The 14,376-nt window shown below is 36.5% G+C and carries 14 protein-coding genes; 3 read left to right on the top strand and 11 right to left on the bottom strand.

Annotated features, from left to right (window positions below; translation table 11 throughout):
* Nucleotides 1–119: 119 nt before the first annotated feature.
* Nucleotides 120–611, bottom strand: a complete 492-nt coding sequence (locus tag PF028_RS00590; protein WP_270860727.1) for a DUF2628 domain-containing protein — start codon at nt 609–611, stop codon at nt 120–122.
* 236 nt (nt 612–847) lie between these two features.
* On the opposite strand from PF028_RS00590, the gene PF028_RS00585 reads away from it, so the two are divergent.
* Nucleotides 848–1,222, top strand: a complete 375-nt coding sequence (locus PF028_RS00585) for a RidA family protein (RefSeq protein WP_270860726.1) — start codon at nt 848–850, stop codon at nt 1,220–1,222.
* Between the two features lie 92 nt (nt 1,223–1,314).
* Entirely contained in the window at nt 1,315–2,226 is a 912-nt protein-coding gene (locus PF028_RS00580) for an AEC family transporter (RefSeq protein WP_270860725.1), read from the top strand.
* A gap of 10 nt (nt 2,227–2,236) precedes the next feature.
* Here the strand turns inward: PF028_RS00580 and PF028_RS00575 are convergent, their stop codons facing one another.
* Complete coding sequence (locus tag PF028_RS00575; protein WP_270860724.1) at nt 2,237–3,466, bottom strand: TRAP transporter substrate-binding protein; 1,230 nt, start codon at nt 3,464–3,466, stop codon at nt 2,237–2,239.
* A gap of 222 nt (nt 3,467–3,688) precedes the next feature.
* Between PF028_RS00575 and PF028_RS00570 the strand changes: the two genes are divergently transcribed.
* A complete protein-coding gene (locus PF028_RS00570; protein ID WP_270860723.1) occupies nt 3,689–5,035 on the top strand; it encodes an FAD-dependent oxidoreductase in 1,347 nt (448 codons plus the stop codon).
* 52 nt (nt 5,036–5,087) lie between these two features.
* On the opposite strand, the gene PF028_RS00565 is transcribed toward PF028_RS00570, so the two are convergent.
* The 9 genes from PF028_RS00565 to ileS form a co-directional block, all read right to left on the bottom strand.
* Complete coding sequence (locus PF028_RS00565; protein ID WP_270860722.1) at nt 5,088–5,621, bottom strand: adenylate kinase; 534 nt, start codon at nt 5,619–5,621, stop codon at nt 5,088–5,090.
* A gap of 8 nt (nt 5,622–5,629) precedes the next feature.
* Nucleotides 5,630–6,289, bottom strand: a complete 660-nt coding sequence (locus tag PF028_RS00560; RefSeq protein WP_270860721.1) for a HesA/MoeB/ThiF family protein — start codon at nt 6,287–6,289, stop codon at nt 5,630–5,632.
* Between the two features lie 210 nt (nt 6,290–6,499).
* Complete coding sequence (locus tag PF028_RS00555) at nt 6,500–7,318, bottom strand: carbon-nitrogen hydrolase family protein (protein WP_270860720.1); 819 nt, start codon at nt 7,316–7,318, stop codon at nt 6,500–6,502.
* Nucleotides 7,311–7,520 (bottom strand): exodeoxyribonuclease VII small subunit, encoded by a 210-nt coding sequence (xseB, locus tag PF028_RS00550; RefSeq protein ID WP_270860719.1) that lies wholly within the window; start codon nt 7,518–7,520, stop codon nt 7,311–7,313. Before xseB ends, PF028_RS00555 begins: the two co-directional genes overlap by 8 nt.
* Nucleotides 7,513–8,613: a homoserine O-acetyltransferase MetX gene (metX, locus tag PF028_RS00545; protein ID WP_270860718.1), complete on the bottom strand. Its 1,101-nt coding sequence runs from the start codon at nt 8,611–8,613 to the stop codon at nt 7,513–7,515. The genes xseB and metX overlap by 8 nt, the downstream gene beginning before the upstream one ends.
* Entirely contained in the window at nt 8,613–10,061 is a 1,449-nt protein-coding gene (gene guaB / locus PF028_RS00540) for an IMP dehydrogenase (protein ID WP_270860717.1), read from the bottom strand. The genes metX and guaB overlap by 1 nt, the downstream gene beginning before the upstream one ends.
* Before the next feature lie 2 nt (nt 10,062–10,063).
* Nucleotides 10,064–11,422, bottom strand: a complete 1,359-nt coding sequence (gene gatA, locus PF028_RS00535) for an Asp-tRNA(Asn)/Glu-tRNA(Gln) amidotransferase subunit GatA (RefSeq protein WP_270860716.1) — start codon at nt 11,420–11,422, stop codon at nt 10,064–10,066.
* Entirely contained in the window at nt 11,419–11,544 is a 126-nt protein-coding gene (locus tag PF028_RS00530) for a hypothetical protein (protein ID WP_270860715.1), read from the bottom strand. The genes gatA and PF028_RS00530 overlap by 4 nt, the downstream gene beginning before the upstream one ends.
* The gene (ileS, locus tag PF028_RS00525) at nt 11,534–14,293 is read right to left on the bottom strand and encodes an isoleucine--tRNA ligase (protein ID WP_270860714.1); all 2,760 of its coding nucleotides are present in this window, start codon (nt 14,291–14,293) and stop codon (nt 11,534–11,536) included. Before ileS ends, PF028_RS00530 begins: the two co-directional genes overlap by 11 nt.
* Between the last annotated feature and the right edge of the window lie 83 nt (nt 14,294–14,376).

The raw sequence follows: 14,376 nt of genomic DNA, 5'->3' as shown, positions 1-14,376 counted from the left end.
AATTGCCTAAATTTGCACCTTGCTACGCCTATTCTGTCTTGAATATTTTTGTATAAAATTAAATAAATTTAAAACCGTCGACATTTGTTATTTAAATTTGCCATTGATTTTTTTTAATATTAAATTTTCAACACGCCAAAAGCCCAAATTATAAATACAATAAATAAAACTAGTAAAACATAAGCAAAATAATTTACTCCACCCTTTTTCACAAGCATTTCATCGTCTTGCAATTCTAAAATTTTTAAAAATCTTAAACAAACGCAGTATCTACTAAAAGCGCCACATAAAGCAGATATGCCTATCCTTATTACTCTATCTACTGTATCGTTCGCATCAGGAAATACGATTACACTCAATATAATAAAGGCTATAATCAGCCCTACTAACCAATAAATTTTTCTATAAATCAAAAAGAAAATAGTTCCAAAAAATCCCCAAAAGCTAAAAGTACTTCCATCTATGACTAGCTTTTCGCCATTTCCAGCTTTAAAAAATTTTTCGCAATCTTTTGCATAAAGTTCAATTTTGCTTGGCGTTTTTATATACAACGCCAATTTTTCTCTCAATAAATTTGGGTCAGAAAATACTGATTTTGCATATTCTGTCATATTATTCCTTTTAAAAAATTTTCAAAAGCGGTATTTTACAAAAAAAAAAAAAAACAAATCAATAAATTTGGGGATTAAAAACAAAAATTTAGCGAATTTAAAAACCAAAATTCGCTAAATTCTGCGAATTTGAATTTATATCAAAATTATAAAATTTAATAAATTTCATCAAATTTAAGCTCTAAAATGCCCTTGTTGTGCTAGAATTTATGAATTTTTTACCGAAAGGATTAATAATGCAAATTATCTCAACACATAGCGCTCCACAAGCCATAGGACCGTATTCGCAAGCGATTATCGCAAACGGATTTTTATTTACTTCCGGGCAAATCGCCCTTAAACCTGACGGCTCGTTCGTAGATGGCGACATAAAAGCCCAAACCGAACAAGTTATGGCAAATTTAAAAGCCGTTTTGGCTGCTTGTGATACCGAAGTCAAAAATGTCGTCAAAACAACCATTTTCTTGGCAAATATGGACGATTTTGCAGTGGTAAATGAAATTTACGGCGCGACTTTTAGCGAACACAAACCGGCTCGTTCTTGCGTGGCTGTAAAAACGCTACCAAAAGGCGCATTAATCGAAATCGAACTTATCGCAAAAGTAAAATAAATTTGCAAATTTAGCATTTAAAAACGGCAAATTTAGATAAATTCGCCGTTTTTAAATAAGAATTTAACCAAAATTTCAAAAAAAGGCTAAATATGCAAACTATCGTGAGTGCGATTTTATCGATATTTTTTCTCATTATAATCGGCTTTGTTTTAAAACATAAATTTTATAAAGTTCAAAAATTTTGGGACATTTTAGATAGCTTGACCTATTATATTTTAATGCCTTCGCTCTTGATTTATAAAATCGCGGTTGCCAAAATAGACGGAAGTAGCGCTATGATGAGCGGTTTTTTGGTCGTTTTGATAGCATTTTTTATAATTTCGCTTTTGTCTGTTTTATCAAATTTTATTTTCAAATTTAGCCCTAGCAAATTTACTTCCGTATTTCAAGGCGCAATTCGCTATAACACATATATTTTTCTAGCGATTGTGGGCGCACTTTACGGCGAAGAAGGTTTTGTGATCGCGGCTTTTTTAATGGCGTTTATGATACCGTTAATCAACATTTTTTGCGTTTGCATTTTTGCGATTTATGTTAGAAAGGGTAAATTTTCTCTGCGTTTGACTATAAAAAATATATTTAAAAATCCACTAGTTTTAGCCTGCATCATAGGAATTTGCGCAAATTTGATAAATTTGCCAAGCGTAATTTTTGAGCCTTTTAAACTAATAGGCTCAGCAGCCGTTACAACGGGACTTTTATCGGTCGGAGCCGGACTAAAATTTGGAGCCATTAAAAATTTAAAAAACGATTTATTTGTTTCGTCATTTTTAAAACTCGCACTTTATCCATTTTTAGTTTATATAGGCGTTACGGCTTTAAATTTGCCCGATTTTATCGCAATGGTTTGCATATTTTTTGCTGCTATGCCAACAGCCACATCAAGCTACATTTTAGCAGGACAGCTTGGCGGAGATAAAGAATTAATGGCTGTGATAATCACGCTAGAAACGCTACTTTCGATGATAACGATATGGGCGATTTACATTTTTGCTAGATAGGCGAATTTGACTACTTCGTCAAATTTGCTTCATCACCTGTTATCACAGAAGTAGTTTTGTTTTTGTCATTAGTTGAATTTTTATCCAAATTTGGCAAATTTAGCGAATTTTGCGTTTCGTTTTTATCACTAAATAACGCCAAATTTTCATCATTTTTTGGCTTGATATTTTGCGAATTTAAAAAGGCTATTTCGTTTGTCATTTTCCACTCTCTGGCGATTTTTTGAAATTTTTGCTGACTATGCAAAATCTCTTTAAAAAGTGGATCTTTTGCCGAATTTTCTTCTAAAATTTCTTGCGTTGCATTTTTAAAAGCGTTTATAATTTCATCGGAAAAGTGCTTGATTTGGATATTTGGATAATCAGTTTTTAATTTTTCTAAATTTTTTGCATTGCCAAAAAAGCTTTTGTTTTTAAAATTTTCACCCGCAAGTCTGGCAGAAGTTTCTAAAATCATCTGCAAATCTTTTGGCAAATTTTCAAAGGTCTTTTTATTAGCTAATAAATGCAAATTTGCGCTGGGTTCTTGCCAGCCGATATAATAATAATCAGCAACCTTATGCAAATTTAAGCCCATATCATAAATAGGATTTATCCATTTTACTGCATCGATTGTCCCCATTTTAAAGGCCTTGTAAAGCTCGTTTGTTGGCACCGTGTTTATCGTTACGCCAAGTTTGCTCATAACTTCTGCCCCAAAGCCTGTAATCCTAACTTTAAGTCCGTTCAAATCATCAAGAGAGTTTATCTCTTTTTTAAACCAACCGCCCATTTGCATTTGCGTTGAGCCCATTAAAAATGCCTTAACGCCGTATTTTGACAACATTTTTTCGCTTAGTTCTTTTCCGCCACCGTAATAATACCAAGCGTGTCCTTCATCGTTTGTCATACCAAAAGGAACAGCCGTAAATAGCGTAAATTTGGGATCTTTTTCGTGATAATAATAAAGCGCAGTATAACCTAGATCAAATTTACCGTCTTTGACAAAGTCAAAAATTTGCCCATTTGATTTGTGTTGCGACGGGGTGTAAATTTGGATTTTAAGCTTTCCCCCACTCATAATTTCAGCATAATTTTTAAATTCCAAAGCGCTTTGGTTAAGCAAAGGAAGCGTATTTTCCCAAGCAAGAGCTAGTTTTAGTATGTAATGTTTTTGAGATTTATTTGGTGTTTTATTTTGATTACCTGCGCCAAAAGCAAATACCGCAAAAATCGCTAAAATAATGGCAACCTTTTTCATTTTTTTCCTTGATATTTTTTTTTAAGGTTGGTATTGTATCTAAAAAAAATAAATTTAATTTCAATTAAATTTTGCTTAAACAAATTCATTATTTATAAAATCAAGTTGAATTCGAAATTTAATCTATTAAATTCAGCAAAAAATAATAAATTTATAACTAGATTTTAAGCAAAATTTTAGCAAAATTCTATGTTTAAACATTTTAAAAAAAGGATAAACAAAATGCAAGAAAAGCACTACGAAGTTGTCGTTGTCGGCGGCGGTATCAGCGGCTGTGCGTTGCTTTATACACTGGCGCGTTACACGGATATTAAAAGCATTGCCCTGCTAGAAAAATACGAAGGCGTTGCAACGCTAAATTCAAAAGGCACAGCAAATTCTCAAACTATCCACTGTGGCGATATAGAAACAAACTATACGCTTGAAAAGGCTAGAAAAACAAAGCGAACTTCCGATATGATTATCAAATACGGGCTTCAACACGGATATAATGAAAAGTTTATGTTCCAAGGTCAAAAAATGGCAATGGGCGTAGGCGATGAAGAAGTAGAAGCTATAACACAAAGATTTGAAACTTTCAAAGAACTATTTCCGTATTTGGAATTTTTTGACAAAAATACCCTAAAAGAGATCGAACCAAGAGTTATTTTTGATGAAAACGGCAATGAACGCCCTGAAAATGTCGTTGCAATGGGAGTTAAAAGCGGAGTTTATACAACGGTTGATTATGGTGCAATGTCAAATTCGTTTATAGAAAATGCAAAAAAAGAAGCTAAAAAAACTTGCGAAGTTTATCTAAACTCAGAAGTGCAAAATATCACAAAAGTGGGCGAAAAATTCTATATTCGCACGGCAAATAAGCTTTCGCTTAGTGCCGATTTTGTCGTAGTTGATGCAGGAGCTCACTCGCTTTGGTTAGCGCACAAAATGGGATACGGCAAAGATATGGGCTGTTTATCTGTTGCCGGAAGTTTTTATCTAACTAAACAAAAACTTCTAAATGGAAAAGTTTATATGGTTCAAAATCCAAAACTTCCGTTTGCCGCACTTCACGGCGATCCTGATATTTTAGCAGGTGGTTGCACTCGCTTCGGACCAACAGCTCTTGCTATGCCAAAATTAGAGCGATACAAAGGCATGAGAAGCTTCCCAGAATACTTACAAACTTTGAATTTTAGCAAAGAAATTGCCGGAATTTTGTTTGATTTATTTAAAGATAGCGAGATTAGAAACTATATTTTTAGAAATTTTGCATTTGAAATTCCGGGATACGGCGCACAACTTTTTATAAAAGATGCTAGAAAAATCGTTCCATCTCTTCGCGTTGAAGATGTTTATTATGCCAAAGGCTTTGGCGGCGTTAGACCGCAAGTTTTAAATAAAACAGAGAAAAAACTAATGCTAGGCGAAGCTAGTATTGATTCTGGCGATGGAATTATCTTTAATATGACGCCAAGTCCGGGCGCAACTAGCTGTCTAGGAAATGCGGAACGAGATGCGATGAAAGTTTGCGAATTCTTAGGCAAAAAATTCGACGAGAAAAAATTTAGCGCTGAGCTTGTTAATTAAATTTTTAAAAATTATCCCACAAATTCCAAAGTTCGCTTTGGAATTTGGCTTTTTATTTTAAATTCTCACTTAAAAGATTATTTATAGTTTTTTCGTAATCATCGTTTATTAAAACGATTTTTTCGCTGTTGTTTAAAAAGCCCTTTATAAAATTTTGATTATCCGCTTTTAAATTTTCTTTTGTGCAGGTCGTATCATCAAGCCTATTTTCTATATCACAGCTATGTTTTTTGATTTTATCAAAATTTTCATCGATAAATTTATCGCTCATCGCTAGGGCTATAAAACGAATTTGGCGCAAATATTTTTCACTAAAATCGCTCCGCCAAGAAAACGGCACATAACAACCTTCGATAATCAAATTTTGCCCATTTTCTATGGCGGTTTTAATTATTTCACGCACGATTTGCCACAGATACGGCGTTAGTGCTTCATCGTCATTTGGAGTGAGATTTGTATTTTTTGAGCGAATTAGCCCCATTTTTAGGTGGTCGATTGAAAAAGACGAAAATTTATAAATTTCAACCATTTTTTGTGCTAAAAGCGTTTTGCCCGTGTGCGAAGCGCCCGTTATGAGTATAACCATTTTTTGCCTTAAACAAGAGCGATTTTTTTGGTTTCAAATTCGCCCGAGAAAAAATTTAAGTAATAAAGCGTATCTTTTTTGACTTCCAAATTTGCCAAATAACGAAGTGCTAAATTTGCCGTAAAACTCGCCGCAAACATAACGATAGGCGCAGCAAGCCCTGCTGGTGCCACTTTCGTAGTAGGGAAAAATTTAAAATCGCTTTTTTCGATAAAGCAGACTTGCACCTGCCAGCTATCAACCGAAGTAAAAATCCACGGTGTCTCCGTTTTTTTCGCAAATTCGTCGATTTGCATACGCGTGGCAAGATTATCGGTCGCATCTAAAATAAGATCAAATTTTTCGGCGCAGGTTTTAAAAAATTCGTCAGCTTTCATCTTAAAAGGACGAACGCAAACCCCGTCAAATCTACTTTCAACACGAGTTTTAAAAATATCAGCCTTAAATTTACCCTCATCTTCGAGCGAAAAAAGAATTTGTCTATGGATATTATGAAGCGAAACCGTGTCAAAATCCACAACACAAATCTCGCCCACACCGCTAGACCCAAGCGCATAAGCAAAAGATGAGCCAAGACCGCCTGAGCCGATGATGAGAATTTTTTTATCTTTTAGCGAATTTTGCCTGTCTTCGCCCCAAAGCTGTATTTGTCTGTGAAAATATTCCATTTTTTACCTTAAATTACCACAATATTATTGCATTAATTTTGCAAATTTAAAAATTTAACCTACTTTAAAATTGCCTTGTAAGGGGGAAGTTGGCTGACTTGCGAAGCGCCCCCTTCCCCCTTACAATCCCCCAACCCCTGCACGCTAGGAGTGGCAAATTTAAAAGCTATCGCTTTTAAATTTGCGGATTTTACACTATATTATCGCTATCTAAATCAGCCCTTTTTTGGCTGAAATATCTCTAAATTTCCATAAATTTTTTGCAAAACTTAGCTCTTTTTTGGAAATTTCGCTTAGCAACACGCCCTCTTCATCTTTTAGCGAATTTATGATTTCTCCAAGCGGAGAAAAAACCGCGCTTCGCCCGTAAAAATCGCAATTTTCTTTGCCAAATTTCGCTTTTCCGATACGATTAGCTCTGATTATAAAAACAGAATTCAGCCACGAGCGAATTTTTAAAAGCTCTTCCCAACGCTCATTTGAGTCAAATGTCGAAGCGCACGGCAATAAAACACAATCAACCTTCTTTTTCATAAAATACACCCAAGCGGCGTCAAAATGCGCTTCAAAGCCAAATAAAATTCCATATTTCACACCGTTGTCACTAAAAATCGGAAATGAAATTTCGTCATTTTGCTCTTTTTTTGCATTTTTTGAATTTATAAAAAAACCATCTTCGTCCCAGTGAGCGTAGTTTATCAAAATATTTTGATCGAAATATTTAGTCGAGCTTGGGCTAAATTTAGCAACACTTTTTGCATAACCGCCGTTTTTAAGCAAAACAATCGGCGCAATTATCGTTAAATCATATTTTTTTGCCAAATTTGCAAAAAGAGTTTTTTTGTGATCGCTCTGCTCTTTTATCATCGGTTTTGGCATTTTTTTAAGCTCGGTAAAAAAGCTATTTAGCACATATTCGCCAAGAAGCACGATTTTAGCGTCATTATCTTTGGCGATTTTCATATAATAATCAATCCTGCTTTCGTTCATAGAAAGTGTCGGAAGCTGTAACACACAAACTTTACTCATTTTCGCCACCAAATTCTTTTATATCAAGTTCGGCGTTTTGCAAAATTTGCTTTGCGTCTTTTAGCAAATTTACGCCGTTTTTATAAAGCTCAACGCTTTCTTGCAGCGTCAAATCTTTTTCATTTAGCTTTTCTAAAATTTCATTTATTTTTTCTAATTTTTCTTCAAAATTTTCACTCTCATTTTGCAAATTTTCACTCATCTAAAACCCTTTTAATTATAAAATCAAATTTTTCTACTTCAACCAAAAACGCATCATGCCCGTAATCGCTGTCAATCTCGGCATAATGAGCTAAACTTTTTTTACCCAAATCCACCAAACAATCATAAATTTCCTTCATCAAATGTGGCGGAAAGAGATAATCGCCTTCAAAAGAGATAATATACATTTTTGATTTAATTTCGCTAAGTGCGTTTTTTAGGCTTCCATAATGTCTAGTACAATCAAAAATATTCATCATTTTAGCGATATATAAATAGCAAAGCGGATCAAATCGTTTGGCGAAATTTGCTCCGTTGTATTCAAGATAGCGATCTACTTGAAATCTGCCGTTAAGCTCGTATAGACCGTCTGTTTCTACATAGTTTCTGCCGAATTTTTTCTGCATTGAATTCGGACTAAGAAAGCTAATATGACCTGCCATTCTGCCGATTTCCATACCTTTTAAGCCGTTTTTTGCGATTTCATCTTTGTCGTAATTTCCGTTTTTAAAATTTGGATCACTAACAATGGCTTCGATTGAGATTTTATTAAAAGCTATCGCCCACGGATTTGTAGCATAAGTGGTCGCTAGTAAAAATATATTTTCGGCAAATTCTGGGTATTCGATAGCGTAGCAAAGTGCTTGCATGCCCCCTAACGAACCGCCAATGACGGCTTTTGCGTGAGTTATGCCTAGACGAGCAAAAAGCTTCATTTGCGCCTTTACCACATCGCTAATGACGATAACAGGAAATCTCGTGCGATACTCGGCGCCCCGCTCGTCCAAATCCAAAGGACAAGTCGAACCAAACGGACTAGAAATGATATTTACGCAAATTACAAAATATTTTTCGGTATCGACTGCTTTTTTATCGCCGATTAGATTGTCCCACCAACCGGCTTTTGTATCGTTTTCATATCTACCTGCTGCATGGTGAGAACCGGTCAGGGCATGGCAGACTACAACGACATTTGATTTTTCTTCGTTTAACTCGCCGTAAGTTTCGTAAGCGAGTTTAAAATTTGATAAAATTCGACCGCTCTCTAAATGGAGCGGTTCGTCAAAGTATTCTATTTTGGTTTGAATTTTCACTAATTTACTCGGTAATTTGGTGCTTCTTGCGTGATGATAACATCATGGACATGGCTTTCTTTAAGTCCGGCACTTGTAATCTCAACAAATTCGGCTTTTTCTTGGAAAGTTTTTATATCTTTACTACCGCAATATCCCATAGAGCTTCGTAAGCCCCCAACTAGCTGGAACACAACATCTTTTAAATAACCAGCATAAGGAACGCGACCTTCTATGCCTTCTGGGACTAGTTTTTCTTTTGCCGTGCCGTCTTGGAAATAGCGATCTGCACTTCCTTTTTGCATAGCTCCAAGTGAGCCCATACCGCGGTAAGTTTTGTATTGTCTGCCTTGGAAAGTGATTAACTCGCCAGGAGTTTCATAACAACCTGCTAACAAACTTCCTATCATAACTGAACTTGCTCCTGCTGCAAGGGCTTTTGCGATGTCGCCTGAGTATTTTATACCGCCGTCTGCTATGATTGGAATTCCAAATTTTTTAGCAGCTTCTGCGCAATCGCTAATAGCCGTGATTTGCGGCACACCGACACCCGCTACAATGCGAGTTGTGCAAATACTTCCCGGACCAATACCGACTTTAATAGCATCGGCCCCAGCCCCAGCAATATCAGCCACACTTGCAGGATTTGCTACATTTCCGACTATGACATCTACTTCGTAATTTCGTTTTAACTCTTTTAGCGTGTCTATTATGCCCTTTGAGTGTCCGTGTGCTGAGTCCATAACAAGCGCATCAACTCCTGCTTTTACCAGTGCTTCGGCTCTTTCAAAATGCCCTACGCTAATAGCAGCTGCAACTCTTAAACGACCAAATTTATCTTTATTTGCGTTTGGATATTCTATTCTTTTTTTCAAATCTTTAATGGTAATCAAACCTTCTAAATGTCCGTTTGCGTCGATTATAGGAAGTTTTTCAACTTTGTTACTTCTAAAAATAAGTTCAGCGTCATCCAAAGTGCAGCCTTTTGGAGCTGTGATTAGTGGAGCCTTTGTCATTTTTTCGCCGACTAATGAAGCTGTATCAGTTTCAAAACGCAAATCACGATTTGTTAAAATTCCGATTAGTATGCCGTTGTCATCGACAACAGGAACACCGCTGATATGGTATTCTGCCATTAAATCAAGCGCGTCTTTTACGGTCGCATCGGCTTTGATTGAAATTGGATCAAAAATAATACCGCTTTCGCTTTTTTTCACTCTTTTAACCATTTTTGCTTGGCTTTCGATGTCCATATTTTTATGGATTACGCCGATTCCGCCCATTCGCGCCATCATAATAGCCGTTTTTACTTCTGTAACCGTATCCATAGCAGCACTGACTAATGGCGTATTTAGCGTAATATTTCTTGTCAAATTCGTTCTAATATCAACATCTTTTGGCAAAATTTCAGAATACTGCGGCACTAACAAAACATCTTCAAATGTCAAAGCTTTTTTCAAAATTTTCATCACTATCCCCTTATAATTTTTTCTAAATTCAAACCGCCATCAAGAACCGCTTGTTCGTCATAAGCCTTGCCGATAAGCTGTGCGCTTATGTTTAAGCCGCCAGAGTTTTTACCCACAGGCACAGAAATCGCAGGAAGTCCTGCTAAATTTACGCCGATTGTATAAATATCGCTTAGATATGCACTTAGCGGATTGGCTAACTCGCCAAATTTATACGCTACACTTGGAGCAATCGGCATAAAAATAAGATCTGCTTCTTTAAAAATCTCTTCATATTCAGCCTTGATATAGGCTCTTGCTTTTTGTGCTTTTATGTAGTAAGCATCATAATAACCACTACTTAAAACAAATGTTCCAAGAAGCATTCTTCGTTTTACCTCATCGCCAAAGCCCTCGCCGCGGGTGTTTGCATAAAGCTCTTTTAAATTTGCCGATTTTGCACGATTTCCGTATCGCACGCCGTCGTAACGACTTAAATTCGCACTAGCTTCGGCAGTTGCGATGATATAATATGTCGCAATGTCATATTTTGAATTTAATAAATTTTTATAAACGATCTTATGTCCGAAAGCTTTAAGCTTATCGATAGCCAAATTTAACGCCGTTTTTATCTCATCACTAGCTTCATTTAAATAATTTTCAATCACGGCGATTGTAAATTTTCTATCACTATTTAATTTATCTGCCGTTTTTATAAACTCACCTGCGTAGCTTGTGCTATCCATTTTATCGTGTCCTGCGATAATATCATACAAAATCGCAGCGTCTTCGACATTCCCTGTAATCGGTCCGATTTGATCTAAGCTACTTGAATACGCCCCAAGCCCATAACGGCTCACTCTGCCGTAGCTTGGTTTAAATCCCACGCAACCGCAAAATGCAGCAGGTTGGCGAATACTTCCGCCTGTGTCGCTTCCAAGAGCTGCGATTGCAATTCCTGCACCCACAGCAGCCGCACTTCCGCCGCTACTACCGCCCGGAACGCGTGAGCTATCAAGCGGATTTAGCGTTTTGCCGTAATATGAAGTCTCTGTCGTGCTTCCCATAGCAAATTCGTCCATATTTGTGCGACCAAAAGGCGCAAGTCCTGCGTTTCGTAGTTTTGTGATAACGGTTGCGTCATAAGGCGCAACATAGCCTTGCAAAATCTTCGAAGCAGCCGTTACACTCCAATCTTTTACTTGAATATTATCTTTTATCGCAATCGGCACACCTAAGCCACTTTCATTTAGCTCTTCGCCTGTTAGCTGTTCGACATAAGCCCCTAAATTCTTTGTTTGTGCGATTTTTTCTTTTAGCTCTTTGCGTAAATTTAGTATCTCATCTGGCGTTAGCTTTAATGCTTCTTTTAAACTTATCAATTTTTCTCCTTTTTGATATTTTTTGCTTTTTTATTTACAAAATAAACGCCCACAAAGCTAAGTGCGATTATAAGGGCGATTGTAGAAATTATAAAGGCAAATGAAATCGGCTCACTTAACATTTAAAACCTTTGCACATCTTTGGCACAAGCTTTCGTCCGTTGCGGCGTTAAATTTCCAGCATCTTGGGCATTTGTGATTTTTTGCCTTGCAAAGTCTAAAACTTTCATCGCCGATTTTAAATTCAGCAAGAAATTCGCTATTATCAATATTTGAAATCTCGCTAACCATATACCAATCGCAAATTTCATCACTATCGCCACCTAAAATCTCAGCGCAACTAGTTTGCAAATTTAGCTCCAAAGTCGATTTTATGATTTTGTCTTTTTTAAGACTATCGATGATTTCAAAAAATTTCTCTCTTGAAGCCGTAAGTATCTCGCTAAATTCGGTAAATTTATCAAATTTAATCGCTTCATATTCTAAATCAAAAGCGTCATTTTTGCCGTCTTTTACGATATTTGGAGCAAATTCCATAACTTCATCGATCGTATAAGTTAAAGTCGGTGCTATCAAAGGTAAAAGCGCTCTTGTGATGATAACCATAACGCTTTGTGCGCTTCGTCTGCGAGACGAATTTACATCATCACAATACAATCTATCTTTGCAAATATCAAGGTAAATTCCGCTTAAATCTGCACTTAGGAAATTTAAAAGCAGGTTAAAGCCCTTTGAAAAATCATAATTTCTAAATGCGCTCTCAACTTCGCCAAAAACGCTTACCGCTCTTGTTAAAATCCATTTGTCAAGCTCTGTGAAATTTGCCGTTTCTAAATTTTGCAAATCGCTAACATTTGCTAGTAAAAAGCGAATTGTATTGCGAATTTTGCGGTATTGTTCGCTGACTTGTTTTAGGATATTTTGGCTGATTTTAAGATCTGTTGAATAGTCACTCAAAGCAACCCAAAGGCGTAAAATTTCCACGCCGTATTCTTTGGCTACTTCTTGTGGTGCGACGACATTTCCGACTGATTTACTCATTTTTTGACCTTTTTCATCAACCGTAAATCCATGCGTCAAAATGCTCTTATACGGCGCACACTCATTTATAGCGCAACTTACCAAAAGTGAGCTTTGAAACCAGCCTCTATGTTGATCGCTTCCTTCTAAATACATATCAGCCGGAAAACCACCGGCTTCGTAAATTCCGCTTTGCAAAACGGCTTTCCAAGTGCTTCCGCTATCAAACCAAACATCTAAAATATCCATAACTTTTTCTAAATTTTCAGCTTTAAATTTGCTATTTTTTGGCAGAAGCTCAGAAATTTCCATTTCCCACCAAGCATCAGCCCCGTTAGTTTTGAAAATTTCATAGATATTATCCATTAGTTCTTCATCGAAAATCGGCTCTTTTGTGGATTTATCACGGAAAAATGCAATCGGAACACCCCAGTCTCTTTGCCTTGAAATACACCAGTCAGGGCGATTTTCTATCATCGAAGTTAGACGATTTTCGCCGCTTTGTGGATAGAATTTAATCCTTTTTATTTCATCAAGTGCGATTTGACGAAGCGTTTTGCCATTAGAAAATTCTTTATCCATTGCGATAAACCATTGTTTTGTAGCTCTGTAAATCACGGGCTTATGCGTTCGCCAACAATGCGGATAAGAGTGCGTAAATTTGCCGACTTTTACCACCGCATCGCCTAGAATTTCGACGATTTTTTCATTTGCTTTAAAAACATGCATACCGATAAACTCATCAACAACGCTATCTCTAAATAGCTTTTTACCACGAAGCGTCTCATCATAACAGCCGTTTTCATCAACAGGCATTAAAACTTCGATATTGTATTTTAATCCAACAAAATAGTCATCTTCGCCGTGCCCAGGTGCAGTATGCACTAGTCCCGTTCCGCCGTCCATTAAGACATGTTCGCCAAGGATAAATTTAGAAAGTCTATCATTTAAGGGATTTATCGCATATAGATTTTCTAGCTCTTTTGCGCTAAATTCTTTGATAATTTTGCCACTTGTGATACCTAAATTTACCAAACTCTCCACCAAAGGCTTTGCAAAAATCAAATTTTCAGCCGTTAGCGCATAAATTTCATTTGGATTTAGGCTGATTGCGTTATTAGCAGGAAGCGTCCAAGGCGTAGTCGTCCAAATGACTGCCTTTGCACCTTTTGCACCGATTTTAGCATTTGCTTCGTCGCTTAATGCAAATGCCACATAAATCGAGTAATCTTCTTTATCTTTGTATTCGACTTCTGCTTCTGCTAAGGCACTTTTTGCCGCCCAGCTCCAAAAAACAGGCTTACTTCGTTCTATCAAAATGCCTTTTTTAGCGATTTGCGTTAGGGCTTTGTAAATTTCAGCTTCAAACTCAAATTTCATCGTCAAATATGGATTTTCCCAATCGCCCAAAATGCCTAAATCTTTAAATTCATCTCTTTGGATTCCCATAAATTCGGTAGCGTGAGCCCTGCAAAGTTTGCGAATTTCGCCTTTTGAAGTCTCTTTTTTCTTTTCCCCTAGTTTGATTTCGATTTGTTGCTCGATAGGCAGTCCGTGGCAGTCCCAGCCCGGCACATAGTTTATATTTTCGCCGAAAAAATAGTGAGTTTTTGTAATAATATCTTTTAAAATTTTATTCAACGCATGACCGATATGCAGGTGTCCGTTTGCATACGGCGGTCCGTCGTGCAGGTTAAAACTAACACTAGCATTTTGCCTTTTGGCTCTCATTTTTTCATAAACTTTTCGTTCATCATACCAAGATTTAAATCTTTTTGGTTCGTTTTGTGGCAGATTTCCGCGCATAGCAAAATCCGTCGTAGGGAGAAATAGCGTGTCCTTATAATCCATTTTTTGCCTTTTTAAAAGTATAAATTTTGATAAATTTGTGAATTTTATCCAAGTAGCCATTAAGAAGTTCTGAAAATTGAAAA

Origin of the sequence: Campylobacter sp. CN_NE2, from assembly GCF_027797465.1 — a bacterium.
In the GTDB taxonomy this organism is placed as follows: Bacteria; Campylobacterota; Campylobacteria; order Campylobacterales; family Campylobacteraceae; genus Campylobacter_B.
This window is presented reverse-complemented; position numbering and strand designations above follow the sequence as displayed.